The organism is Cobetia marina, assembly GCF_001720485.1.
Taxonomy (GTDB): Bacteria; Pseudomonadota; Gammaproteobacteria; order Pseudomonadales; family Halomonadaceae; genus Cobetia; species Cobetia marina.
In genome coordinates, this window is record NZ_CP017114.1 from 2,927,763 (window position 1) to 2,954,146 (window position 26,384).

The 26,384-nt window shown below is 61.9% G+C and carries 21 protein-coding genes; 7 read left to right on the plus strand and 14 right to left on the minus strand.

Annotated elements, in window-relative coordinates; translation table 11 throughout:
* Window positions 1-322 precede the first annotated feature (322 nt).
* Both BFX80_RS12310 and BFX80_RS12315 read left to right on the plus strand, forming a co-directional pair.
* Complete coding sequence (locus tag BFX80_RS12310; RefSeq protein ID WP_077373190.1) at window positions 323-901, plus strand: RNA polymerase sigma factor; 579 nt, start codon at window positions 323-325, stop codon at window positions 899-901.
* Window positions 898-1,701, plus strand: coding sequence for an anti-sigma factor (locus tag BFX80_RS12315; protein WP_084209066.1), 804 nt, complete (start codon window positions 898-900; stop codon window positions 1,699-1,701). The genes BFX80_RS12310 and BFX80_RS12315 overlap by 4 nt, the downstream gene beginning before the upstream one ends.
* Before the next feature lie 244 nt (window positions 1,702-1,945).
* On the opposite strand, the gene BFX80_RS12320 is transcribed toward BFX80_RS12315, so the two are convergent.
* Window positions 1,946-2,332: a histone-like nucleoid-structuring protein, MvaT/MvaU family gene (locus tag BFX80_RS12320; RefSeq protein WP_077372437.1), complete on the minus strand. Its 387-nt coding sequence runs from the start codon at window positions 2,330-2,332 to the stop codon at window positions 1,946-1,948.
* 684 nt (window positions 2,333-3,016) lie between these two features.
* Here BFX80_RS12320 and bioA point away from each other — a divergent pair.
* Window positions 3,017-4,321 (plus strand): adenosylmethionine--8-amino-7-oxononanoate transaminase, encoded by a 1,305-nt coding sequence (bioA, locus tag BFX80_RS12325; protein WP_084209777.1) that lies wholly within the window; start codon window positions 3,017-3,019, stop codon window positions 4,319-4,321.
* A 189-nt stretch (window positions 4,322-4,510) separates the two neighbouring features.
* On the opposite strand, the gene BFX80_RS12330 is transcribed toward bioA, so the two are convergent.
* A complete protein-coding gene (locus tag BFX80_RS12330; RefSeq protein WP_077372434.1) occupies window positions 4,511-5,131 on the minus strand; it encodes a YrbL family protein in 621 nt (206 codons plus the stop codon).
* 300 nt (window positions 5,132-5,431) lie between these two features.
* On the opposite strand from BFX80_RS12330, the gene BFX80_RS12335 reads away from it, so the two are divergent.
* Together BFX80_RS12335 and dinB are read left to right on the plus strand one after the other, a co-directional pair.
* Window positions 5,432-6,778, plus strand: a complete 1,347-nt coding sequence (locus tag BFX80_RS12335) for a Na+/H+ antiporter family protein (RefSeq protein WP_077372432.1) — start codon at window positions 5,432-5,434, stop codon at window positions 6,776-6,778.
* Between the two features lie 154 nt (window positions 6,779-6,932).
* Window positions 6,933-7,991, plus strand: coding sequence for a DNA polymerase IV (dinB, locus tag BFX80_RS12340; protein ID WP_084209067.1), 1,059 nt, complete (start codon window positions 6,933-6,935; stop codon window positions 7,989-7,991).
* A 396-nt stretch (window positions 7,992-8,387) separates the two neighbouring features.
* Here the strand turns inward: dinB and BFX80_RS12345 are convergent, their stop codons facing one another.
* Window positions 8,388-10,178, minus strand: coding sequence for a putative bifunctional diguanylate cyclase/phosphodiesterase (locus tag BFX80_RS12345; protein ID WP_240499566.1), 1,791 nt, complete (start codon window positions 10,176-10,178; stop codon window positions 8,388-8,390).
* 673 nt (window positions 10,179-10,851) lie between these two features.
* On the opposite strand from BFX80_RS12345, the gene BFX80_RS12350 reads away from it, so the two are divergent.
* Both BFX80_RS12350 and BFX80_RS12355 read left to right on the plus strand, forming a co-directional pair.
* Window positions 10,852-11,718 carry a 2OG-Fe dioxygenase family protein gene (locus BFX80_RS12350; protein WP_077372427.1) on the plus strand — a complete coding sequence of 289 codons (867 nt, stop codon included), beginning with the start codon at window positions 10,852-10,854 and terminating at the stop codon, window positions 11,716-11,718.
* 390 nt (window positions 11,719-12,108) lie between these two features.
* Window positions 12,109-12,726, plus strand: coding sequence for a LysE family translocator (locus BFX80_RS12355; RefSeq protein WP_084209068.1), 618 nt, complete (start codon window positions 12,109-12,111; stop codon window positions 12,724-12,726).
* Between the two features lie 120 nt (window positions 12,727-12,846).
* Here the strand turns inward: BFX80_RS12355 and BFX80_RS12360 are convergent, their stop codons facing one another.
* From BFX80_RS12360 to BFX80_RS12410, 11 genes are all read right to left on the minus strand, one after another.
* On the minus strand, window positions 12,847-13,464 hold the full coding sequence (locus BFX80_RS12360; protein ID WP_077372421.1) for a YceI family protein: 618 nt from the start codon (window positions 13,462-13,464) through the stop codon (window positions 12,847-12,849).
* A 59-nt stretch (window positions 13,465-13,523) separates the two neighbouring features.
* Entirely contained in the window at window positions 13,524-14,066 is a 543-nt protein-coding gene (locus tag BFX80_RS12365; protein ID WP_077372418.1) for a cytochrome b, read from the minus strand.
* 290 nt (window positions 14,067-14,356) lie between these two features.
* Window positions 14,357-15,574, minus strand: coding sequence for an O-succinylhomoserine sulfhydrylase (locus tag BFX80_RS12370; protein ID WP_077372415.1), 1,218 nt, complete (start codon window positions 15,572-15,574; stop codon window positions 14,357-14,359).
* A gap of 232 nt (window positions 15,575-15,806) precedes the next feature.
* Window positions 15,807-17,321, minus strand: a complete 1,515-nt coding sequence (gene purF, locus BFX80_RS12375; RefSeq protein ID WP_077372413.1) for an amidophosphoribosyltransferase — start codon at window positions 17,319-17,321, stop codon at window positions 15,807-15,809.
* 245 nt (window positions 17,322-17,566) lie between these two features.
* Window positions 17,567-18,244: a CvpA family protein gene (locus BFX80_RS12380; RefSeq protein ID WP_084209069.1), complete on the minus strand. Its 678-nt coding sequence runs from the start codon at window positions 18,242-18,244 to the stop codon at window positions 17,567-17,569.
* Window positions 18,241-18,933 carry an SPOR domain-containing protein gene (locus BFX80_RS12385; protein ID WP_084209070.1) on the minus strand — a complete coding sequence of 231 codons (693 nt, stop codon included), beginning with the start codon at window positions 18,931-18,933 and terminating at the stop codon, window positions 18,241-18,243. The genes BFX80_RS12380 and BFX80_RS12385 overlap by 4 nt, the downstream gene beginning before the upstream one ends.
* Before the next feature lie 51 nt (window positions 18,934-18,984).
* Window positions 18,985-20,430: a bifunctional folylpolyglutamate synthase/dihydrofolate synthase gene (locus BFX80_RS12390; protein ID WP_084209071.1), complete on the minus strand. Its 1,446-nt coding sequence runs from the start codon at window positions 20,428-20,430 to the stop codon at window positions 18,985-18,987.
* The gene (gene accD / locus BFX80_RS12395; protein WP_077372401.1) at window positions 20,423-21,454 is read right to left on the minus strand and encodes an acetyl-CoA carboxylase, carboxyltransferase subunit beta; all 1,032 of its coding nucleotides are present in this window, start codon (window positions 21,452-21,454) and stop codon (window positions 20,423-20,425) included. Before accD ends, BFX80_RS12390 begins: the two co-directional genes overlap by 8 nt.
* Before the next feature lie 344 nt (window positions 21,455-21,798).
* Complete coding sequence (locus tag BFX80_RS12400) at window positions 21,799-22,431, minus strand: phosphoribosylanthranilate isomerase (RefSeq protein WP_141392288.1); 633 nt, start codon at window positions 22,429-22,431, stop codon at window positions 21,799-21,801.
* A gap of 22 nt (window positions 22,432-22,453) precedes the next feature.
* Window positions 22,454-23,563 carry a tRNA pseudouridine(38-40) synthase TruA gene (gene truA, locus BFX80_RS12405; RefSeq protein WP_084209073.1) on the minus strand — a complete coding sequence of 370 codons (1,110 nt, stop codon included), beginning with the start codon at window positions 23,561-23,563 and terminating at the stop codon, window positions 22,454-22,456.
* A complete protein-coding gene (locus BFX80_RS12410) occupies window positions 23,563-26,328 on the minus strand; it encodes a type IV pilus assembly protein FimV (RefSeq protein ID WP_084209074.1) in 2,766 nt (921 codons plus the stop codon). Before BFX80_RS12410 ends, truA begins: the two co-directional genes overlap by 1 nt.
* Between the last annotated feature and the right edge of the window lie 56 nt (window positions 26,329-26,384).

A 26,384-nucleotide genomic window follows, 5' to 3' on the forward strand; every position in this document is an offset into this window, starting at 1 on the left:
TGCATCAAGCCACTACCCACCCTTGGCGATATCAGCACATCCAATTGCCTGAATGGCGCGTTAGTTCAGGCATATCGCAAGACATTGTCCCGGTCCACGCCCGCGTGTGACAGACAGCGACTCAACGGGACCGGACCAGCACGCCATGCTCTGCATGTCTCGCCATCAAATCACCTTCATGCCTCCTCGACGTGCACCATCAATGTCACAGCCGAGGGGTTCACACGACTCTGGAGCTCTCTCCATGTCACTTGCCAACCTCTCATGGGGCGACTACCGTCAGCTGAACGATGGATTCCCAGCCAATGGAGTCGGGCCCCCGATGCCAGCACACACGACACCCGTCAGTTCGCAAGACCCGGACGACTTTGACCACGCCAGTGCCATAGAGGCCTGTGCGCTCGGTGATGAAACCGCCTTTCGTCGCCTCTATGACCTTGAGTCCGGCCGCATGCTGGCACTTGCCATGCGCCTGCTCGGCAGCCGGGATCAGGCCGAGGACGCCGTCCACGATGCCTTCATCAAGCTGTGGTCCAATGCCGGCCAATATCGCCGTGAACTCGGCAATGGCCGCGCCTGGCTGTTCACCATCCTGCGCTATCGTGCACTGGATCAGCTGCGGGCCCAGGGACGGACGCCCCGCGGTGACAGCGAGGCGCTCGACAGCCTCGCCGACTTGCTCGCCAACCCGGAAGCGGCAGCACACGACAGTCAGACAGCCCATCAGCTGAGCGATTGTCTGGGTGAGCTGGAAGCCCCACGACGCGAACCCATTCTGCTGGCATTCTTCAAGGGCCTGACCCACGAGCAGATCGCCGAAAAACTCAGCGCCCCGCTCGGCACCATCAAGGGTCGCATCCGTGCCGGACTCAAGCGACTGCAGGAGTGCCTGTCACGATGAACCATTCCCCGATCCCCGAATCTCCACAAGAGCAGAATCTGTTGCTGGGTGAACACACCCTGGGCCTGCTGGACCCCGAACGTGAAGCCGAGGTGCGCGCCTGGATAGAACGTGACGATGAGGCCGCCCGCATGGCACTTCGCTGGCAGCAGCACTGGCTGAGCGTCAGTGATCGCCTGCCGCCGGAACCGGCCTCCGATTCGCTGTGGAAACGCATCGATGCCAGTCTGACGCGCCTCAAGCAGACTCCGACGCCAGCCAATGACACGGGTGGCGCTCCTGCTCCGCAAGCCCCCTGGCTGTGGCGCTGGCTGGGAGGCGGACTGGGTCTGGGGCTGGGCGCCGGACTCGCCCTTGCTCTGGCGATGCAGGTGGGGCCCTTCGCGCCTCAATCACCACAAGATGGCACCCCGCCGGTGGCGAACGAGGTGCCCGAGTCATCCGCGCAGCGCATGGTCGCGGTGCTGCAGACTCTCGAGGACCCTGCCACGCCGACCTGGGTCGCCAGTGTCACGGCCGGTGGCGGACTTCAGCTGACACCCAATGTCACTATCGAGCGTCCGACGGATCGCGCCATCGAACTCTGGACCCTGACCGATCCAGCGGAGGGCCCGCGTTCGCTGGGTCTGGTGGACCCGGTGGCAGGTATCGAGTTGAGCGCCGAACAGATCGGCCGCATGAGTCCGGGCCAGTTGCTCGAGATGACACTGGAGCCCAGCGGTGGTTCGCCGACCGGCAAACCGACCGGCAAGGTGCTGGCCATCGGCCGCCTGGTCAACCTGGGACAGATCGACAGCTGACGGGAGCACTCTCTGCCCAGGCTCGCCCGCCCTGCCACGGCATGCCTTCTCATCAGAGGCTCGCCGTGCAGGGCGGGAGGCGCCATGCTCTCGGAGGCCTCCCCAGGCCATGGGGAGCAAGGTCAGCGAAATGGCAACATCAGCGCCAGACACGAACGCCAGACACGAAGAAGCCCCGCCATGGCGGGGCTTCTTCGTGTCTGGTCAACCGTCTCTTCAGCAGATGCTCAAGGAAAGTGTCAACTCAGCTCTCGGTACGCTCGAGCCAGGATTCGACGGTTTCGGCACCGTGCTCTTCCTTCCACTCTTTCAGCTGCTTGTGATTGCCACCACGGGTCTCGATCACTTCACCGGTATTCGGGTTCTTGTAGACCTTCAGCTTGCGCTTGCGACGAACGCCGCCAGCCTTGGTTTCCGCGCTCGCGGCAGCTGCCGGCGTCTGGCTGGCTTTCGGATCCAGCAGGCCAATCACGTCGCGAGTAGACTTGCCGTATTCACTCATCAGGGAATCAAGCTTGTCCTTGAATTCCAGCTCATTCTTCAGGCGATCATCGTTGCGCAGGCTTTCCAGTTGCTCTTGAAGTTTCTTGAGCTCTTGTTCTTTCTGCATGAAATCAGTCAACAGGGACATGGGGTTCTCCAAGGGTATCGGGACAGTCAGGAATTCACTTCCGGAAACAGGTGTTGCGAAAGAATTCGCCGATCAACAAATAACAGCTGCTTCCTGGATTTGGCTCACGCAGGGACTTGGGACAGTAAGACCCTACAGAAGCTGAAGGGATTATAGACCAAGCATGTCCACGCCGTGAAGCACTAATCAACTAACGACAAGTTAATCAAGCGCTCTCTGGAATGCAATAGCTGGCACTCGAAAAGATATGTGAATTCAAAATAGTCTCTGCCTGCAAATATCGTTAATTAGAATCGACATGAGCCTAGAGTCCCTATATGGCGGGCGTCAGCGGCCATCAGGCGGTATTGTAGAATCACATCGACATCACAGGCAGGTAAATTCTCTCGCTGGCAAGCCGCAGCTTTCATGAAGTATTCATATTGTGACTTTTTCAGTAGCTCTTTCATCACACATCATCACTCCGAGTCCCTCTTGTTCTTGAGCGTATCCTCAAAAGCATGCAGACACAGAGGAAAGTAAACCTTCGCTTCGGCTCCACCAATCCCCCAGCACTATTTCCGACGGCAATATTAGAGACATCACCCCCTCCAGAAAGTGACACTTCACAAATCATGTCAACCTGATAAAGTGGTCAAGGTTAACAAAGAGGCTCAATTGCCGTCAGCGTCGATGGAGAACATCATGTCCTACCCCCAGACCGCCTCACATGCCGATCAGCCACAAGCGCTTTGGCATCCGTATACGCAGATGCACGCGATGCCTGCCCCGCTTGAGGTCGTGGGCGGAGTCGGGCCGCGCATGACACTGAGTGACGGCGAGACCCTGCTGGACGCAACCTGCTCCTGGTGGTGCATGATCCATGGCTACGGCCATCCTCGACTCGTCTCCGCGATTCAGCAGCAAGCGGCTCAATTGTGTCATGTGATGCTCGGGGGCATTCGGCACCAACCGGCGGTGGCGCTGGCCGAGGCACTGGTGCGCATCACCCCGGAGGGGCTGAACCACGTGTTCTTCTCGGACAGTGGCTCCGTCGGCATGGAAGTCGCCATGAAGATGGCAGTGCAATACCAGCAACAGCGTCAGGATCGTGATGACACTCGCGGGCGGACGCGAATGCTGTCGTTGATGAAGGCCTACCACGGGGACACGGCAGGCTGCATGGCGGTCTGCGACCCGGAAGAGGGCATGCACTCACTGTTTGCCGACTTCCTGCCCAGACATCATTTCGCGCCGGCACCGACGGCGGGATTCACGGCGCCATATGAAGAGGTCCTCGGTGACATCGCAGCGCTGCGCAGAGAGCTCGAGACGCATGATGACATCGCCGCCCTGCTGATGGAGCCGCTGCTCCAGGCTGCCGGCGGTCTCAACATGTACTCGCCTCACTACCTGAAAGCGGCACGTGATTTATGTGACGAGTTCGGCGTGGTGTTGATCTTCGATGAGGTCGCGACAGGATTCGGACGTACTGGAAAACTGTTTGCCTGTGAGCATGCAGATGTGACGCCCGATATCATGGTGCTGTCAAAAGGACTGACGGGAGGGTATCTGGGACATGCTGCCACCCTCGCCCAGAGCCATATCTTTCATGCCTTCGATGGCAAGGATGCCAATACTGCCTTCATGCATGGCCCGACGTTCATGGGCAACCCATTGGCTTGCCGAGTGGCACTGGAAAGCCTCAAGGTTTTCGAGGAAGACGATTATCTCGGCAAGATCGCCAGCCTCAATCAGGTACTACGAGAGGAACTCGCGGATTTCTCACATCCCGCCATTGGCGACATACGCGTATTGGGAGCCACTGCCGTGATAGAGGTTCACGATGCAGCAAGTCTTGAAGGGGCTCAGGCTCACGCTCGTCAGCAAGGGGTCTGGTTGCGACCCTTCGGCCGCTGGCTCTATACCATGCCGGCTTATATCACCTCACACGACGACTTGCGCAAGATCACGCATGCCATGAAGAGCCACTTTACCGACAATCTCTGAGGCAAGGCGTCAGGACAGGGATCTGCTCGGCTGCCTGTCGGCTGCCTGCCGGCTGACGGGGAGTGACTGATAGTGACGATCACCCTCATCACTCCCCTCTTCTTCCCTCTCTCTTCTCTCAACTCCTATCTTCTCTCAACGACGAGATTCGAGGCCCATCTCTCGGCAGGGGAATGCGGTCGGAAGCGCTCAATCTCCCCAGAGACGCCGCTCGAGGCGCGCATGTGCATCTGCCGTCAGCATCCCGCCCTTCATCAGCTTCTTGAGAAAATGACGATAGCGGCGGGCGATCTTGCGGCGCGCCAACCAGGCGATACCGGTGGCGAGGGGGATGAAGTCCGGATTGGAGATACCATCGATCAACCACAGGCGCGGGGATTGATGCTCGCGAAACTGGACCACGATGTTGCGATCATTGAGGTCGGACGGTATCAGCCAACGCTTGTCGAGATAGCGATAGAGGTTGGCCAGCTCATCCATCAATGCCTCCTCCCCCACCCGCTCGGGAGTTTCATGACAGACCTCTCGCAGACGGCGCGAGGTCGTGCCGTCATCGTCGAGTATCAGATCGAAGACCAGCCCGAGGCCCTCTCGGGTCGCCACGCTGCCATGATAGGCAGGCACGTAGGACCAGTCGTGCACACCTCGCCTCACGAGCCCTTCGAAGTAGCGCTGCTCGCGCTGATTCTGGCGGCTTCCTTTGTCGGGATAGCGCGGTACCTTGATGCAGCGCCGAGGATCACGGGGGTCCTGATAGACACGGCGATCATTGCCCATGCCGATGACACGGGCATTTTCAAGCTCCAGCATGCGCTCTCCTGTTGAATAACGCCTGCGACTGCAGCCGCCGGGCAGCGTGGCATTCTACAAAAAGCCCTTCCCTTGCGCCAACCGTGCCGCCGGCGGCCGCGTTCCATGAGGTCATTCATCGGCCATTCAGCTTGGGACCTCGCTCTGGTATGATAACGCGCCGTTTTCTGGCAGTTTCAGGACGAAACCGCCTGACGTAAGCGATCAGCACGACTTGCGAGGTATTGCCCGGGATCGGGTGGCCGCGCACACCTGCAACCCCCCGCTCCATTGGCACATCTCCCTTAATGAGGTACTCGCATGAATGCGGTAATACTGGCCGTTCTGGTCATGGTCGGCCTGTCACTGGCCCGAGTCTCGGTCGTCTTCGCTCTGGTGGCCGGCGCCTTGGTCGGCGGCCTGTTCAGTGGCCTGTCTCTGACTGACACTCTCGGCGCCTTCAACGACGGCGTCGGCGGTGGTGCCAAGGTCGCCCTGGCCTATGCCACGCTCGGTGCCTTTGCCGTGGCCCTGTCTCGCTCCGGCCTGCCGGATCTCCTTGCGGCACGCCTGATCGGCATGCTCAATGGAGAGAGCACCCCTCGCCGTCAGACCGCCATCAAGTACGGCTTGCTGGGCAGCGTGACATTGGTGGCGATCTCGTCCCAGAACCTGATTCCTGTCCACATCGCCTTCATTCCGATCCTGATTCCGCCACTGCTGGTGGCCATGAACCGCCTGCGCCTGGATCGCCGCGCCGTCGCCTGTGCCCTGACCTTTGGTCTGACGGCTCCCTACATGCTGCTGCCGGTGGGCTTCGGTTCCATCTTCCTCAATGACATCCTGCTGGCCAACATCAATGAAGCGGGCCAGGCAATGGGGCTGGAAGTCACCCGCGGCATGGTGCCGATGGCAATGGCCATTCCGGTAGGCGGCATGTTCCTGGGACTGCTGACTGCGGTCTTCGTCTCCTATCGCAAGCCGCGTGACTACGCCAATCGCGAGATCAAGTCGACCAATGTCCCGCACCATACTCCAGTGCACGCACCATCCCGCAGCGGCCTGATCATGGCTGGGGTCGCCATCATCGCCGCCCTGGGCATCCAGCTCTATTCCGGTTCGATGATCCTGGGCGGCCTGGTCGGCTTCGCCATTCTTTCCCTGGGTGGCCTGTTCAAGTGGAACGAAGCCGACGACCTGTTCACCTCCGGCATGCGCATGATGGCACTGATCGGCTTCATCATGATCTCGGCAGCCGGCTTCGCCTCCGTCATGAAAGCCACGGGTGATATCCAGACCCTGGTGGATGCCTCCTTCCACATCATCGGAGACAACAAGCCGTTGGCCGCGCTCGTCATGCTGATGGTCGGACTCTTCATCACGCTGGGCATCGGCTCCAGCTTTTCCACCATCCCGATCATCGCGGCGATCTATGTCCCGCTGGCCCTGCAGTTCGGCTTTTCCCCCCTGGCGACCGTCGCCCTGATCGGCACCGCGGCCGCACTGGGCGATGCTGGCTCCCCCGCCTCCGACTCCACGCTCGGCCCGACGGCAGGCCTGAATGTCGATCAACAGCATGATCATATCTGGGACAGCGTGGTGCCGACCTTCATCCACTACAACATCCCGCTGATCGTCTTCGGCTGGGTAGCGGCGATGACGCTGTAATCCGCCGGCCAGGGTAGCCTGGCAACGGCAACAGGAAATACGACAACGCCCGGCAGGCATCACGTCTGCCGGGCGTTGTCGTCTCTGGGCGAAGAATGAGGCGACACGCCGCCTGATACTGGACAGCCATCCAGTCTTTTAGGATGATGCGCGAATGCGCAAGATCCTTCATGCTGACTGCGATTGTTTCTACGCCGCCGTCGAGATGCTTCGTCACCCAGAGTGGCGCGAGGTGCCCATCGCCATCGGTGGCCGCACCGAGCAACGTGGCGTGATCGCCACCTGCAATTATCCGGCTCGCGCCTTCGGCGTCCGCTCTGCGATGTCCACAGCGCGCGCCCTGCGCCTGTGTCCGCAACTGATACTCGTCCCCCCCGACTTCGAGCGCTACCGTGCCGTCTCGCAGGAGATCCAGGCACTGTTTCACGAACTGACACCACTGGTGGAACCTCTATCGCTGGACGAAGCCTACCTGGACGTCAGCGACATCGAGGAATTTCAGGGAAGCGCGACCTGGATGGCGCGCTGGCTGAAGGAAGAAGCCCTGAAGCGCACCGGGATCACGCTGTCGATCGGCGTGGCCGCCAACAAGTTCCTGGCCAAGATCGCAAGTGATTGGGAGAAACCCGATGGCCTGACGGTGATCACGCCAGAGTCCAGCGACGCCTTCATTCGTAAGCTGCCCGTCGGCAAGCTGCATGGCGTCGGCCCGGCCACGCTGGCCCGCCTCAATCGGCTGGAGATTACCACCTGCGATGACATCCGCACGACACCACTGACCACACTGGTCGAACACTTCGGCAAATTCGGACATCGCCTGCATGAACTCTCTCATGGCATTGATGACCGCCCCGTCAAGGTCGAGAGAGAGCGGAAGTCCATCAGTGTCGAACGCACTTTCGATCAGGATCTTCCGGATCTCTCCGCCTGCCTCGCCAAGCTTCCCATGCTGATGGAGCGCCTCGGGGAGCGTCACGCACGCCAGGAACAGCCGGTGCTGGCCAAGCAGTTCGTCAAGGTACGCTTCAACGACTTCACCAGCACCACGCTGGAAAGCCTCCTCCCCGCCTCCACCCTCTCATTGCCGGACGCCAGGAGTTTCGCACTGCTGATGGAGCAAGCCTGGCAACGTGGCCATCGACCGGTGCGCCTGCTGGGAGTCGGTGTTCGACTCAAGGCCCACGAAGAGACGCAACAGCTGGGGCTGTTCTGAGAGGGTGCCGCGCCTGACTGGCAAACTTGACGGACGGATGACAGGCATAAAAAAAGCCAGTCACAAGGACTGGCTTGTCCGGTCATCGATACCCCAAGGGTATCGCCGGAAGGGTCGTGAAACCCGCTCAAGGAACCATCGCAACCTGCAATGCAGGCAGGAAGCGAGAGTGGGCGAACAGCTCTGCGCATTGAACGACGCAGCCACTCTCGGCAAACGCCTGCGGGGAGCATGAGATGCTCGACCCGCAGGTGTCAGGAAGGAATGCCCAGATTCATCGATGATGATGACAGTCCATCCGCTTCAACTGTCAGCATCATATCTTTTAGCCCGCAAACTAAAAAGCCGATCCACAGCAACAGTCCCATGCCACAACGGCACCGGATCAACGCTGACTCAATGGCAACCGTTGGATGCACTGGTTGGATCACTGGACGGGCGATGGGCGCCAGGATGAGGCGGGTTGTTGCCCCCGGACAGCAGCCGCTGGATATCCGCCGCCGCCATGGGCTTGTAGAAGTAGTATCCCTGAATGAGATCACAGCGCATTTCACGCAACAGCTCGAGTTGCTGGATATTCTCCACCCCCTCGGCCACCACCTCCAGCCCCAGTCGATGCCCGAGGAAGACCGTCGCTTCCATGATGGCGCGATCCTTGGGTTCCTGAGCACATTCGATCACGAAGGAGCGATCGATCTTGAGCGCCGTCACCGGCAGCATCTTGAGGTAGCTCATCGAGGAGTAGCCGGTCCCGAAATCATCGATCGCGATCTTGTAGCCTCTGTCGTGCAGGGCACGCAGGCTATCGCGCACCTTGACGTCAGCATCGATCAACACGTTCTCGGTCAGCTCGATGCCGATGTCCCGTGGCGTCAGGCCATATTCCGCCACGCATGCCTCAAGACGCTGGAAGACGTCGCTGTTGATCGCCTGACGCCCGGAGATATTGATATCGATCCGATAGCCCTTGATCCCCATGGCATGCCACTCGGCCTGCTGGCGACATGCCTGGCGAATCACCCAGTCACCCAGGCGCTCGATCAGATTGGTGCGCTCTGCCACCTTGATGAAGTCAGTCGGGGGAATGGGCCCCTCGGGCGCATGCCAGCGCATCAGCGCCTCTACCGACTCGATACGCTCACTGCGCGCCGCGACCTGAGGCTGGAAGTGGAGGAACAGCTCGCCACCCCCATCCTCGCTCAGCAGCGTCTGAAGGCGCCCCGCCAGATGATGCTGATGCAGCATGGCATCGCGCACTTCCTGGTTGAAGAACTGATATCCATCACGCCCGGCCTGCTTCGCTCGGTGCTTGGCGACGTCCGCATTGCGCACCAGTTCCGGCGCATCATTGCCATTCTCGGGATAGAGGCTGACGCCGATGCTCAGACGCAGCAACAACTCACGCCCTTCTATCTGGAAGGGGCGCTGGAAATCTTCGCGGATCCGCTCCACGACCGACAAGGCATCACTTTCATAATCCAGGCGCGGCATCGCCATGACGAATTCATCGCCGCCGAAGCGTGACAGTAGATCCTGACTCCGCTGGAACCCCTGCAAGCGCGACGCGACGCTGCGAATCACGAGGTCCCCCATCTCATAGCCCTGGGTATCGTTGATCTCGGTGAAGTGGTCGATATCCAGGAACAGCACCATCAAGGTATCGCCGTGACGCTGACACTCCCCGAGCATGTTCTCGAGCTCAGTCTCGAACGTCTGCCGATTGGGCAGTTCGGTCAACGGATCGAATCGCGTCATGTAGTCCAGCTCACGCTGCACCTTGCGCTCGCCCGCCAGATCGATGTCGATGCAGAACATCAATGGATTGTCCGACCGCTCACCTAACATGACGTGGTGAGAGAACACCGGCACCGGTGCGCCTGACTTGTGCTTCAGCTCAAGCTCGCTCGCCGGGATCTGGGTGCCGTGATTGACCCACGCGTGGTGGGCATCCACCACGATGTCCGCCATTTCATCCGGTATCAGCAAGGCTTCAAGACAACGCCCTCGAGCTTCCTGCTCGCTGAAACCATACAGTCGCTCGCTGGCCTCATTCCAATAGATCACTCGGCGCTGGCTGTCGTACCCCTGCACTGCCACACGTGGCAGGCTTTCCAGCAATTCGCGAAAGCGCTGGTCACTGGCGGGGAGTCCCATGCTGGCCGAGGGGCCAACAACACTAGTCTGCATGACCGCCTCCTGCGTGTGCTGTTGATATGCCATCTGACGATGACGAATCAGCATGATGCCCGCAGTTGCGCCAATAATCACCATCAGCAGCGCTGAAGGCCAGCGGCCGATGATGTCCTGCACTGCCACGACCCCCACCAGCAGGCCGATCGCGATGGCAGCGACCACTGTTCCAAAGAGCGCAATTCCAGTCGCTCTTCCGGTCTGACGAGACCCATCTGCCATGATCCAGGATACCTCCCCTACCATCTTGTCTACCGACCGGTGCTCGGCGGGGACACGCACGTTGCCTGAATCCGCTGAGTTATCGCGATATACATCACTGGAGCCAATAGCAGTCTAAGTGTCTGCCTCGCATAAACACAGTGCCAAACCCGCCGTGACACACGCCTCCTCTCAACGCTACCAGCACATGTGTCACGCATTGCCCATGCCGTTTTTCGCCGAAAGGCGACAAAGAATACCGCTCATGACTGACATGATGCCAGGAGATCAGACCTCTAATACCCCTCCATCGCCCAGACGCCCATATTGATGATACTTACGCAAGATTAACGCTCTAAGCCGCGCGCTTGGTTTGACTCTCTCTCATGCATCTTCCCATTCTCCTCGACGTTGCGAACGCAACACCTTCCAACAGGCGCTAAATGCCGAAACATCGAGGAATTCTTGCATGAACATCGTAAACCGTGGTGTACGTCAGCTGGCCGATGCTTCCCGTAAACTCACTCTGGACCAGAGCGCTCTCAACGATCGCTACCCGGCAACGTCATCAGAGGATAGCGCTCTCTCGCTGCCCAGGATCTCTGAGTACTGGCCGACAAGCGTGCATGAGGAGCTGGCTCGTCAGCACTGGAGCAAGGCAACGATCACTCCACACATTGACTTGAACGCCTGGCAGGGTTTCCTGGACAACCTTCCCCGTGACCCTTACGTCAACACACGATGGAAGCGCATGTCCTGGCTGCACCTGAATGACCAGATGGAAGTCGAAACCCTTGGCGAGTGCCCGATGGCGCAGGGTGGACGCTTCAATGATGCTGCCAGCATGGCGGACCGCCTGAGATACTACGATCCGCTGGAAGCGGCGTTCACCGAGCGCGACGACGTGCGCGCCTTCGTCAAGGCCTGGGCCGACATGTGGGGCATCGGGCCGCGTGAGCCGATCCTGATGCAGATCACGGGTGTCCGCGGCGACGGCACCATTGACCCTCTCCAGGGACAAGGCATTCACGCCGATGGCTGCAAGTACTTGAGCATTCTGGTACTCAATCGCGAGAACGTCAGTGGTGCCATCAATACCCTCTACCGCGACAAGGCCGGCAGCGAGTTGCTGGCGACCACCGAGCTGGCACCGGGAGAGGTTCTGCACATCCATGATGACCAGCTGTTCCACAGCGTCAGCTCCATCACTCAGGATAACGCGGGCCAGCACTTCGAGCGCTTCATCATCATCATCAACTGCTCATTCATCGATGAGTTCCAGAACCGCATGCTGCGTCGTCACTTCCCGGGGGCAGTCCTGAACGACTGCGAGTGAAGCCATTCGAATCCACTGAGCAGACTGGCAACCCGGTGTCCGGGCATCGCCCGCACAACTGCCTCGACGACAGCTTTCCTCATCTCATCCTGGGGGATCGGTAGCTTCCGAGGCCTCCCCACCTGACCTGCACTCAAGCGTCGCAGCACGCTACCTGAGCACGACACGAGGAACCAGCCGGGCAACCGGCTGGCCTGGCGTGCCACTCCTGACTGGCCCGAAGGCCTCAGCCTGATCGCGACCGACCCCCTCCTGCAACAGCCCCACCAACGGCTTCCGCCTGCATGCCAAGCGCATCGGTTTCATTGTCCGCGCGCCATGTACAGGCGATATACTCGACTCATGACAGAGGCGTTGCCCACGATGCGCCTTCCACGACAGGAAATCCTCATGACGCTTGAATCAGGACTGACCTTCTTCCTTGCCATCTTCCTCTTCGGGATCACTCCCGGCCCCGGAATCCTCGCCCTGATGGCGCGTGGCATGAGCCAGGGAGGCAATGCCTGTGTCCCGATGGCCGTCGGCATGAGCCTCAGTGACGTCTGCTACATGCTGGCGGCCGTCTTCGGGCTCTCGGCACTGGCGACCCATTGGAGCGAGCTCTTTCTGGTCATCCGCCTGCTGGGGGCCGCCTATCTGATCTACCTGGGGTACAAGCTCTGGACCTGCCGACCCAGCCTGGAAGACACGGAAATTCCCGACATACGCGGAAGCTGGTGGCGTGGCTTCCTGCAAGGCTTCCTGATCTCGGCCTCCAACCCCAAGGTCATCCTGTTCTACATCGCCTTTCTGCCGACCTTCATGGACATCACCCGCCTGAGTGGTGGCGATATCGTGATCGCGGCCGCTCTCAATCTCAGTGCCTTGCTGATCGGGGTCGTCCCTGTCGGTTACGCCGCAGGCCGCATTCGTCGCCATCTGCGCTCGACGCGAGCCGTCAGACGCCTCAACCGCAGTGCTGCCAGCCTGATGATCGGTGCCGGCAGCTACCTCGCACTGCGTGGTTGAGCACCGACCTCCTGCGCCAGTCTGGCCGCCGATACGAGAACGCCCCTGTCAATCACATGACAGGGGCGTTCTCTTCGATCACTGAGGCAATTCGCTCAGGTCATGCAACGGATGGCACCGTTACTGACGGATACCTTCCACCACCAGGTACATGTCGACCGTCGCGGCCGCTGGCCCAAGCTTGGAGGTGTCGATGCCATAGTCGGCGAGCTTGAGCGTGGTGGTGCCCTCGAAGCCCTGACGATAGCCGCCCCAGGGGTCTTCGCCACCGCCGATGTGATCGACATCGATGGTGATCGGCTGCGTCTCGCCATGCAGTGTCAGATCCCCCGTCAGCTTGCCGGCACCATCACCGGAAGAGGTGAACCCGGTGGAGACGAAAGACGCCGTCGGGTACTCGGAAGCATCCAGGAAATCAGCGGACTTGATGTGCTTGTCTCGCTCGGCGTGGGCGCTGTCCAGGCTGTCGACATCGACTTCGACCTTGACGCTTGACGCCTCGGGCTGACCCTCGTCATAGCGGAAGGTCCCCGTGAAGTCCTTGAACTCACCCAGGACGTAGGAGTAGCCGAGATGGCTGATCTTGAACTGGATGAAGGCGTGCTGGCCCTTGGTGTCAATGACATAGTCCGAGGCCTGAGCCTGGCCCGCCATCAAGGGGAGTGCCGCTGCCAGAAGGCCGCCAGCGAACGTCTTGCCGAGCGAGAAGGCCTTGGGTGTCAGGGATGTGTCGTTCATGTCCTAGCTCCTTGAGGATTCGTCATGCATGGTGCCGCCGTGGTGGCCGGCAATTCCTTTCAGCGCAGCGGCCAGAGCATACGTCGCAACGTGTCCTGGCCCTCCATCAGATGATGCTTGAAGGCGGCAGCGGCGTGACCAAGCGACAGGATGACAAGCGCCCAGGCCGCGTACCAGTGAACGTCTCCTGCCAACGTCGCCTGATCCTTCATCCCGCTGAGCAAGGCAGGCACGTCAAACAGCCCGAATACGCTGATGGCTCGTCCATCCGCCGTCGAGATCAGATACCCCGAGATCATCACCAGCAACAGCAATGCATACAGCAAGGCATGCCCGATGCGCGCCGCCCGCTGCTCGATGCGGGAGCCATGCGCCTGTGGCGTCGGCTGCATGGCTCGCCAGACAAGGCGCAGCAACGTGATCACGAACAGCACCACGCCCACGGAGCGATGCCACCAGGGACCCAGCTGATACCAGCGATCATAATAGCCCAGTGATGTCATCCACCACCCGAGGGCGAAGAGGCCGATGATGGCCAGCGCCGACAGCCAGTGCATCACGATGACGGGCCAGCCCCACCCCCGACGACTATTGCGCCACATGCTTGTCTCCCTGTCCTGTCATCCAACGCGCCGAGCGTGAGCCCACCTGCCGTGATCGACGCTCTGAACCGCGATACGACACCGTAGCGTGATGATGTCTTCCCATGGCTGCCAGCTTACCCACTGGCCTGCCACGCGCCAAGCGATAGTCCCACCCCTTTCTCATCATGCCGCGCCAGCCATGCCGGCGCTGAGCGCTCTCTTCCCGAGACACCGGCCACCGTCATGGCCGAGCAGATGCAGAAACGCCCGGCATGGCCGGGCGTTCCCTCACGACAGTGCTGGTCGACTCATGCAGACGCCAGGCGATCCAACCCAAGCGCCAGATCACGCTTGATGTCATCGAGATCTTCCAGGCCCACTGCGATGCGCACCATGCCGTCCACGATACCGGCGGCCGCTTTCTGCTCATCACTCAAGCGGCCATGCGTGGTGGTGGCAGGATGCGTGATGGTGGTCTTCACATCACCGAGGTTGCCGGTGATCGACAGGATGCGCGTGGCATCGATGACCGACCAGGCCCCTTCACGACCTCCCTTGATGACCACCCCCAGCACGGCACCGAAGGCCTTCTGCTGAGCCTTGGCGAGCGCATGCTGCGGATGACTCTCGAGGCCTGAATAGTGGACGCGCTCGACCGCAGGATGCGCTTCCAGCCAGTGCGCCAGCTCCAGCGCACGTGCACAGTGGGCCTCCATGCGAATGTTGAGCGTCTCCAGTCCCTTGAGGAAGACCCAGGCATTGAAGGGACTCAGGCAGGGCCCGCACGTCCGCACCACGCCGAAGACCTCTTCCATCAACGCGCTGCTGCCGACCACTGCCCCGCCCAGAGTCCGCCCCTGCCCATCCAGATACTTGGTGGCGGAGTGGATGACGATATCCGCGCCCAGGGTCAGCGGACGCTGCAATGCCGGGGTGCAGAAGCAGTTGTCGATGGCAAGCCATGCATCATGTTCATGTGCCAGCGCTGCCAGCGCCTTGATGTCACCGATCTCGGACAACGGGTTGGACGGCGTCTCGGCGAACAGCAGCTTGGTGGACGGTGTGATGGCCGCGCGCCAGGCCTCGAGATCCCCCAGTTCGACGAAGCGCGTGGTGATGCCCAGCTTGCCGAAGTACTTGGTGAACAGGCTCACACTGGAGCCGAAGATGGAACGCGAGGCGACGATCTCATCCCCGGCTTCCAGCAGGGCCAGCACGGTGGACATGATCGCGGCCATGCCGGAGCTGGTGGCCACGCAGCGCTCACCGCCCTCCATTGCCGCCAGTCGCTCCTCGAAGAAGCGCACCGTCGGGTTGGTGAAGCGCGAGTAGATGTTGCCGGCTTCGTCACCACCGAACTTGGCTGCCGCCTCGGCCGCACTGCCATAGACGAAGCTGGACGTGGTGTAGATGGGCTCGCCGTGCTCCTGCTCACCGCCACGCAAGTGACCGGCGCGGATGGCGAGCGTCTCCAGTCCCAGCTCATCGCGGGAAAGGTCGGCGCGGGAAAGATTGTCGTCGTGCATGGTGTCCAGTACCTCTACTGATGGAATCCGCTGATCTCTGTCTCGGATGACATGGCTCACGGGATTGTCAGGTTACGCGCCGCGGGCGCTTCTTTCATGAGCCGGGAAACAGAGCAGAAAGCTGTCGGTCAATGTTACCGGTTTTGAACGCGCAACGGGCCCCGGATTTCTCCGGAGCCCGTTGCGAATCACTCACCCTGCCATGACCTGTCACGCGAGACAGGTCATGGGGTCAGTCGATGTCTTCGGAATCGTTGTGCAGATCCACGACCGCGTGGGTCTCGCCTGCGTTCTTGGCACCATCGTTGCGTGAGGCCTGCAGGTCGTTGAGGTAGGCCTCATCGATATCGCCGGTCACGTAGATGCCATCGAACACGGAGCAGTCGAACTCGTCGAGGGCAGGATTGACCTCGCGACAGGCGTCCTTCAGGTCATCGAGATCCTGATAGAACAGACGATCCGCGCCGATCAGATCCGCGATTTCCCTCTCGGTACGACCATGGGCGATCAGCTCTTCCGCGGCCGGCATGTCGATACCGTACACATTGGGATAGCGAACCGCTGGCGCCGCCGAGGCGAAGTAGACATTCTTCGCGCCCGCCTCACGGGCCATCTGGATGATCTCGTTGCAGGTGGTGCCACGCACGATGGAATCATCCACCAGCAGCACGTTCTTGCCGGCAAACTCGATATCGATGGCGTTGAGCTTCTGACGCACGGACTTCTTGCGCAGCGTCTGCCCCGGCATGATGAAGGTACGACCGATGTAACGGTTCTTCATGAAGCCTTCGCGGTAAGTCACTCCCAGATGCTGAGCCAGCTCGAGAGCGGACGTACGCGAGGTATCCGGAATCGGGATGACGACATCGATGTCCTGCTCCGGCCATTCCCGCACGATCTTGTCGGCCAGCTTCTCCCCCATGCGCATGCGGGTACCGTAGACATAGGCACCGTCCAGCAGGGAGTCCGGACGCGCCAGATAGACGTGCTCGAAGATGCACGGCTTGAGTACCGGGTCATCAGCGCACTGCAGGGTATGAAGCTGACGCTCCATGTCGATGAAGACGGCTTCCCCCGGTGCCAGGTCACGGATCAGCTCGAAACCGGCGACGTCCAGCGCCACGGATTCGGAAGCGATCATGTACTCGGTACCTTCAGCAGCCTCGCGCTTGCCGAAGCAGGCCGGACGAATCCCGTGCGGATCACGGAAGGCGACCAGGCCGGTGCCGTTGATGATCGACACGGCGGCATAGCCACCCTTGCAGCGACGGTGCACACGACGTACCGCATCAAAGACATCACCCGCGCCCAGACGCATGCCCTGCTTGCCCAGCTCGTGAGCGAAGACATTGAGCAGCACTTCGGAATCGGAGCTGGTGTTGATATGACGCAGGTCGGAGGAGAAAAGCTCCTGCTTGAGCTGCTCGGAGTTGGTCAGGTTGCCGTTGTGCGCCAGGGTGATGCCGTAGGGCGAGTTGACGTAGAACGGCTGCGATTCCGCCTCGCTGGAAGAGCCAGCGGTCGGATAGCGAACATGGCCGATGCCCATGTTGCCCTTGAGTCGCTGCATGTGACGAGTGCGGAAGACATCACGCACCAGGCCATTGCTCTTGCGCAGCAGGAAACGACCCTCGTGCCAGGTCATCATCCCCGCGGCATCCTGCCCACGATGCTGCAATACGGTCAGCGCGTCATACAGCGCCTGGTTTACCGAGGCGTTGGCCATCAAACCTACAATCCCGCACATCCCGTCATTACCTCACTGATACACACTAGGAGAGGGAGGCGCCAGCCATCATCAGCGCGCCTCCACATGGCAATATGAGTGCTCACATGCCGCAATTGTCAGGCCTGCCCACACCACAGGCAACACCTGACCGATGGGTCAATCGATACCACGATGCTTGCTGCACCTCGACGCGCTGACCTGCTCGGGGGGTCGAACAGACAAAACAAAAGCGCCGAGCAAGAATGCCCGGCGCTTCTGTCGTCTCAAGGTGCTGCGGTGTCACCATCACGCTGCTGATGCTGCTGACGCATGAACTGCTCGGCGACCTGCTGACTGACGCCTTCACTCAGCGTGCGGCCTTCGTGGCGGGCACGCTCGAGCAGGCCACTCGCCTGCTGCTGGAAACCGGCAGTCTGTGAGGATGGAGCCGTCCCGTCCTGCGGCAACTGCCAATCCCCTCCCGTGTCCCACTCACGGTAGCGTGCCAGCGACCAGTCGCGCAGCTGCTCCAGCGTCGGGCGCAGCTGCGCCGCCTGCCAGTCCGCACTGTCACGCAGAGGTGTCAGGCCGACGACAGCCGTCACCAGCACCAGGATCACCGCCGCCCGAAGCGCGCCGAAGACACCCCCCAGCAGGCGATTGAAGCCCCCCATGCCGACCGCCTGGACCAGGCGTTCGAGCAGACGCAGCATCAATCCCCAGACCAGCACCGTGCCCAGTACCACCAGCACGAAGCCGACCGCGGTGCGAATGCCCGGAGACAGGATCACCTCGTCGAGCAGGGCCCCGGCTTCCGCCCCGAACTGGCGTGCCGCCACCAGGGCCACCAGCCAGCCTGCCAGTCCCAGCGCCTCGCTGAGCAGACCACGCATCAACCCCAGCAACACGGAGATGATCAGCAACCCCAGACACAACCAATCGATCCAGACCAGCGCGTTCACTCACCCTCCTTCCGGCGCACCAGAAGGCCCTTGATATTGACCTGCTCCTGAAGGCGAGAGCGCGCGGACTCACCAATCTCGGAAGATTTGTAGGGACCGACGAATACCACGGTCAGATTGCCATCCCGCGCGACGCGATAGGCCGCGAATCCCTTGCTCTGCAGGTCCTTCTGGAGTCGCTCGGCGTTGGCCGGCTTGCCGAAGCTGCCGACCTGCACCGCCCAGCCACCGGCGGAAGAAGATGGCGCGCTGGCGGCAACGGCAGGCTTGGGCTCAGGCGCCGGCTTGGGCTCTGGCTTGGGCGTCGGGGCCGGCTTGGGCTGCGGTGTCGGCGCAGCCTTCGGCTCGCTGCTGGACACGGATCTGGTCGGCGACAGCTGCTGCGCCTCCGCCACGCGAGCTCGCGACTCGGAGGCGTTTTCGATGCCGGGTCCGGGATCACTGTCACGCACCTTGCCATTGCCATCCACGAAGGTGATGGGGACATCGGTACCAATCTTCAGCTCGCTGGGGGGCTGCGGTGCATCCACCGTCGAACGGTCGATATCCACCGGCTTGCCCAATGTCATCACCGGACTGGGACGCTCATCACGGGCCGGCGGCTCATCAAACAACATCGGGATGAAGATCACGCCCAGAGCCAACAGGATGACTGCGCCGCTGATCCGTTCTCGCTTGCCATATTTCATCGTGCCATCTCCCTTGCACCCGGATTCCAATGACCGCGGTCCTGCTTCACCTCAGGCATCCTCGTCGTCAAGCCATGCCAGCGCTTCGCCGACCGTGAAGAAGGAGCCGCAGACCAGCACCTCCCCCGCGGTGGCATGCTCCACCAGCCAATCCGCCGCCTCAGCGACCGAATCACATTCCGCCAGCACGGTCCCCTGGCCGGCACGCACCACGGCAGCCAGCTCACTGGCCTGGCGAGCACGCTCGCCGCCCAGTGTCGCCACGACGAAGCCATCCACCACGGGCGACAGCGCCTCGATCACGCCTCGTGCGTCCTTGTCTCCCAGCATGGCCAGCAGCACCAGACGCGGTCGAGCGGAACGCTCACGCGCCGCCAGACGACTGGCCAGATAACCTGCCGCATGCGGGTTGTGCCCCACATCCAGACACCAGTCACGCCCATGACGCTGGACCCATTGCATGCGCCCCTTGAGCTGGACATTGGCCATGGCATGGCGCACGCATGACACCTCAAGCGCCACACCGGCCGCGACGAGCGCATTCAGCGCGCTGGCCGCGTTGTCGCGTGGCAGGCCGGGGTCCGGAAGTGCCTCGAGGGTCATGATGGGGTCGCTCAGTCGCTGCCAGTGCCAGAGCCCATCCGCTGACGACCTTGCCGGGGAGGCGAGGTCCTGCTCGCAGGCGTCCTGCCAGACAAAGTCCTGCCACAGCACCTGAGGCGTCACACCCAGCGAGCGGGCGTGCTCGGCACAGCTGCTCGGCAAGTGATCGGAGCCGAAGATGGCCGGGCGCCCTGCACGCAGGATACCCGCCTTCTCGAAGCCGATGTTCTCGAGGTCCGTGCCCAGGAAGGCAGCATGATCCTGTGCCACGGTGGTGATCATCGCCACATCGCAGTCGATGATGTTGACGGCATCCAGACGCCCGCCAAGACCGACCTCCAGAATCGCCAACCGTGGCTGTCGCTGAGCGATCAACCACAGGCCAGCGAGCGTGCCGGCCTCGAAGTAGGTCAGGCTGATCACGCCCTGCCCATCTCCCGCATCCGAATGACGCGCCGAATCCACCTGCTCGAAGGCAGTGATCAGCTCGTCGTCACTGGCGTGCTGCCCATCGAGGGTCACGCGCTCGTTGTAATGCAGCAGGTGCGGAGAGGTGTAAGTCGCGGTCGTCAGACCATGCGCACGCCCGAGCGCCTCGAGCATGGCGACCGTGGAGCCCTTGCCGTTGGTACCGGCCACGGTGATGACCCGCTCGCCAATGCGACGAGCCCCGGGGCCGACAAGCCCCAGACGCTCAGCCACGCATTGCACGCGGGCGAGCCCCATGTCGATGCTGACGGGATGCTGGCGCTCCAGACGCGAAAGCCAGTCTTGCAGTGACAGCTCGCGTGGCACGGCCTCATGCAGGGCAGCAACGCTCAGCGGAGGCCGCTCACGGGACTGCAGCACCTCTCGGGTGCTGCAGTGGCCCGGCGCATTGGCCTGCTCAGCCATCGCGACGATCGCCTTGCGGCTTGTCGGCGGAGAATGTCTCGTCAAGCACGCTGTCAACCGCGGAGCGCGGCTCTGCAGGCTGCGGCTCGCTCGGTGCAGCCTCGACAGCCTCACCTTCGACGACGACTTCCGTGGCATCTACCACCGGTGCCTGCACGTCAGCCTTGACCGGCAGACCCTGCAGCTTGAGCAGGATGCTGGACAGACGCTCACGCATGTCGCGACGATGGATGATCATGTCGACCGCGCCATGCTCGAGCAGGAACTCTGAACGCTGGAAGCCTTCCGGCAGTTTCTCGCGCACGGTCTGCTCGATGACACGCGGGCCAGCGAAGCCGATCAGGGCATTCGGCTCGGCAACGTTCAGGTCGCCCAGCATGGCAAGCGATGCCGATACGCCACCGAAGACCGGATCCGTCAGCACGCTGATGTACGGTACGCCTGCCTGCTTGAGCTTCTCGAGCGCAGCGGAGGTCTTGGCCATCTGCATCAGGGAGAACAGTGCTTCCTGCATGCGCGCGCCACCGGAGGCCGCGAAGCATACCAGCGGCACTTCTTCCGCCAGCGCGAGTTCGGCGGCACGCACGAACTTCTCACCGACGATGGCCCCCATCGAGCCGCCCATGAAGCTGAATTCGAAGGCAACGGCCACGACAGGCTGTCCGGAAAGCGTGCCGCGCATGGCGACCAGCGCATCCTTCTCGGACGTCTGCTTCTGGGCGGCGCTCAGGCGATCCTTGTACTTCTTGGAATCGCGGAACTTGAGGCGATCGACCGGCTCCAGATCTGCCGCGATCTCCTCGCGACCCTCGCTGTCGAGGAACCAGGACAGACGGGCACGCGCAGTGAGACGCAGATGGTGGTCACACTTCGGGCAGACGTTGTCGTGCTTGGTCAGCTCCGGAAGGTACAGGACTGCTTCGCACTTGGGGCATTTACGCCACAGGCCATCAGGAATGGAGGTGCGCCGATCCTTGCGTTGGATACGGCTCATTGACGGCACAATCTTGTCAAGCCAGCTCATGGTGGGGAGGCTTCCGTTTTGCTGCTGTTCTGGGCACCGCTCGACGACTGTCGGCGGCCATGCGAGTTGGCACACGCCCACCTCTCCGGGAGGCAAGGACGTGGCGGGCAACGACTGACACCCTCTTCGCCCCCTTGTCTCGGGACGCTGGAGGAAGTCAGTGGCGCCAAAGGAAAAGACCGTGCAACCCATTGGTCGTACGGCCCCTTTTCCAGATTCTGGCAAACATTGTAGCGGCTTCGCCCCCCTTGCGGGTAGTGCGAGATGCCAATTGCCTTGTGGAGTCCAGTGTTGCGCCTGTCCCGCGCAGGCCTTGCGGCATGCCGCGCAGGGCATCAGTGTTGTCAGTCGGCGGCTCGTACTGCCTGACAGAACGCCTGGAGGCGCTCCCGTGACTTCTCACCAGGGGCAGACTCTACCCCTCCCGAGACATCGACCGCGTGGGGCGCTACCTGCCTGACCGCCTCCGTCACGTTGCCGGCCTCGAGCCCGCCCGCCAGGATCACTGGCAGGGGCAATTCTCGAGGGATGCGCGACCAGTCAAAGGTCTCGCCAGTACCACCGGGGACACCGGGACGATAGGCATCCAGCAGCAGCCCGCGTGCGTCATGGAAGCGTTCTGCCTCTGCCGCCAGGTCGATCCCGTCACGCATGCGCAACGCCTTGATATAGGGGCGGCCAGCGGCGCGGCACTGCTCGGGCGTTTCGTTGCCATGGAATTGCAGCAGATCGAGATGCGGGGCAGCGGCGGCCACTTCAGCCTCACTGGCATCGACGAACAATCCGACACGCATCACGAATGCCGGCACCAGGCGCGAAAGCTCCGCCAGGCGAGCAACGTCCACCGCCCGCTTGCTGCCCGCCCACAGCACGAACCCCAGCGCATCGGCACCTGCCGCCACGGCGCCGGCGATATCCTGTTCACGTGTCAATCCGCAGATCTTGATTCGGGTACGCTGGCTCGCTCGAGCGCTCATCTCGGTCATGGGATCACTCCGTTCAACGTGAGGATTCATTCTGTGCGACAGGCGATCCTGCGGCGGACGATCCTGCGGCGGGCGCCCCCGCGACAGGCGACCCTGCGCCTGCCGCAGGAATCGCTTGTTCATGTTCCCGACTGAGACGCTCGGCCTCACGGGCAACGCTTGCCAGCCGAATGGCTTCCTTTTCACTGAGCTTGCCTGCCGCCCGAGCCTCTTCGGCACCCTCGGCTTCGGCACGGGCCAGGCGTGAGCGTACCATCGGGCAATCCGGCAAGGGACGCTCTCCCGTCCACTCCCCGAGATGGGCCACCAGACCAGGCCCGAGCGGCTCCCTGGGCAGCTCATAGCGCGGCGGATAGATGACGTCGACGAAGTGAAGTCCCGTGGCTGCTGCCGTGGCACTCGAGCGCGTGCGATCTCCCCCGCGCATCAGCTCGACGATCCACTCGACAGGCTTCTCGCCACGCCCGATGGCCATCAAGGTACCGGCGATATTGCGCACCATGTGGTGCAGGAAGGCATTCGCCTGGATGTCGATCATGACCAGCTGGCCGTGACGACTCACCTCGATGAAATGCACGTGGCGTCGTGGCGAGCGCGACTGACAACCTGCCGCACGGAAGGCCGAGAAGTCCAGCTCCCCTACCAGATGGGCGGCCGCCGCCTGCATGTCGGCGACATTCAGGGGTTCACGACACCAGGTGGCGTTGTGTCGCTCCATCACTGGCCTAAAAGGCTGATTGATGATCATGTAGCGATAACGACGCGCGATGGCGCTGAATCGGGCATGGAAGTCATCGGGAACGGGGACCGCCCAATGGATACCGATATCCGGGGGAAGATTGACGTTGCCGCCCATGCGCCATGCCTTGCGGCTGCGGCCCACGGGGGTATCGAAGTGCACGACCTGACGCACGGCGTGCACACCTGAATCGGTGCGCCCGCTGCAGTGGACGGTGATGGGAGTGGAAGCCACCTTGGAAAGCGCCTTTTCAAGCGTTTCCTGCACGGAAGGTGCGTGGCTGAGGCGCTGCCAACCGCAATAGCGGCTGCCATCATACTCGACGCCCAGAGCGATGCGCCCCGGGCGTCTTTCATTATCATCAAGCGGTGTAAAAAAGGGCATCAGGTCAGACCAAAGCGCTCCATCAACGCCAGCGCCTCTTCACGGATCATCCCGTCACTGGCGGAGGCGAGCGGCTCAAGCAGCGCTGCCGCTTGATCATCCTCACCATCCACCAGCAACTGGCGGGCTTCCTCGAGCTGCTGGAAAGCCACGCTGTCCTGGGCGCCAGCCCCTGCCCCTGCCATGCCGACAGAGGGATAGGCATTATCCTGATCCCCGGACTCGAACGCCACTTCCTCCACCTCGAATTGCGAGATATCACGACGAGGGACATCCACCTCTTCCAGCGTCATGCTATCCAGCGACGGCAACTCGTCGGCTGCTGAAAAGGCGCTTGCAGGCGCCACCTCGTCGCCTGAAGGTGCACTGGATTTCGCAGATTCACCTTCCTCATCGATGGAGGCGGAGGTAAATTCGACCGCCTCACCCTTGAGCGCCTCGTCCGCCTTCTCGGCACTTGCCACTGCCGCAGGCTCCACACCGTCATCAAGCGTCAGTTCCGGCGCCTGGTAATCGATCACGTTGTCACTGAAGAAACTGGTATCGGGTGCCGCCTTTCCGTGCTCGGGACTCTTGCCCTTGAGGCCGGGCTCGAATGCGACTCCCACGTCTGCCGGAGTGTCATTCGTGACGGCGGCATCAGCGTGCAAGTCATCCTCGAACGAGCCACTGTCCTGCCCTTCGCCTGAAGAGTCAGACACGTCACCCTCCGGCTCGCGCTCATCGTCCTGCAGGTTCGCGCCACCTGCCGCCAGCCTTTCAGAGGCTGCGCTGGCCGAGGATGGCACACGTAGGGACTGGGCATATTGACTGACGACACCGGAGAGATGCGTCACGTTGCTTGCGGCCACCGCGCCACCCATGGCGGCACGCATGGGGCTACCCATTCCGGCATAACGGTTGAGCAGCGCCTGAGCCTCTTCACGCTCTTCTGCATTGCCCGCCGCCAATACCTTCTCGCTTTCGTGATTCAGCGCCTCGAGATTGCCAAGTTCTCCATGCACACCCATCAGCTTGAGACGCAGGTCCTGACGACTCTCATCGTCTGCAAGGCCGGTTTCCAGCAGGGCTTGCGCCTGATCGAAGCGTCCATAGGCGATGAAGATATCCGCCTCGCTGATGGCAGCGGCCTCAGGCTGGGCCAGAGGCTCAAGAGTGTGAGAGCCACGACTTGCCACTGCGGACGTCTCTTCCGGGACCTGTCTGTCAGCGGTACCCGCTGCAGCTCCAAAGGCACCCCGTGACGGGTCCTGCAGGTCCTGGTCGTTGTGACGCACGGCATCCGCGAAGCTCATGCTGGAGTCATCCTTCGGCCCCGAGCGACGACGCAGCAACAGCAACAGCAGCAACAGCAATGCTCCCGCCGCGCCGCCCACCATCATCAGATTGTCCTGTACCCACTTCCACGTCGCCTGCGGCCAAGGCTGGCTGGGCAACACGAGATTGCCTTCACCATCACGCGGCTGGCCCAGATCCACCCCGGCAGCGACCAGACTCTCGGGTAGTGTCAAGGGAGTGATGCCGCTGTTGACCAGCAGACGGTTCTGCTTGGCCAGCAATACCTTGGCCGTTTCCAGCTGCTCGGTACGCTCGGCTAGGGAAGCACGCAGCTCACCGACTTCACTGCGCAATGAAGCGACTTCACTGCGCAGGTCGTCACGCTCCTGCTCCAGTTGATCCAGACGCTGCTGGTTGGTCAGCAACTGGTCTTCCAGCGATTCGAGGCGATCCGACAGCTCATCGATGGCCTGCTGGCTGCCCGCGGAAATCTGCGTACTGGCGGCCGCCTTGCTCGCCGGCGTGGCCTCTTCATCGATCAGCGTCAGGCGCGGCTTGCCGTCAGCACCCGCACTGGCGGGGCCGCTGGGAGCGGGCGCTGCAGCGGGCGTCTCACTGGCCGTGGCGGTATCCTTCGGAGACGCGGGCGTCGTCTTCTTGCTGGCCGGGGCAGGAATGGTCTTGCCTTGCGCCCCCGCGACCCACTGCTGATATTGCTCACGCACTTCGCGATCGGCCGCCGTGCGCGAGCGGCCCAGCATGGTGGCGCGATCGGGAACGCTCAGGACCACCCCCGCCCTCAGCTTGTTGATGTTGCCGCCCGGGAAGGCACTGGGATTGGCTTCCTGAATCGCCAGCATGGCCTGACGGATGCTGACCCCGGCATCCGGACGCACGCGTCGTGCGATGGTCCACAGGGAATCGCCACTGCGTACCTTGATGCTTGACGGCGTTTCGCCCGCCGCGGGCGCAGCGCTTGCCGAGGACGACTGACCACTGTCACGGAAGACCACGGAACGCGAGGGTGTCGACCCCGTGTCGGCCAACGGACGTGAGCGCGCACCAGAAGGCGTCACCAGTGCCGGCTGGCTGGAATAGCCCGCCGGATCGAACAGCAGCGTGACCTGACGCTGCAGCTTGCCATTGGGCCACTCGACGTCCAGCAGCAGATCCACATAGGGCTCACGTACCGCCCCGTTGGTGGTCAGCTGAAGATAATAGCGGCTGCCCTGCTGCTTGATGGCCACCTTGACGTCATCACTGACATAGCTGCGGTCCACACCGGCACGCGCAAAGGCGGCGGCATCGGAGACGTTCGCCTTGATCAGGCTGCTATCAAGCCCGGAGGTATCTGTCAGGCCGATGCGGGCATCCAGCGGTTGATTCAGATTCGAGCGCAATCGCGGCGATTCCATGCCGACCGCCAAGGCCTGAGCACTATAGATGGCGAAGGAGATCGCCAGTGCGAGAGGAAGCTTGCGTCCCATTGAGTGTCCCTTCGTATGCGACCGATTCAGTGTCCGGCCGGCGCATTATGTTACGT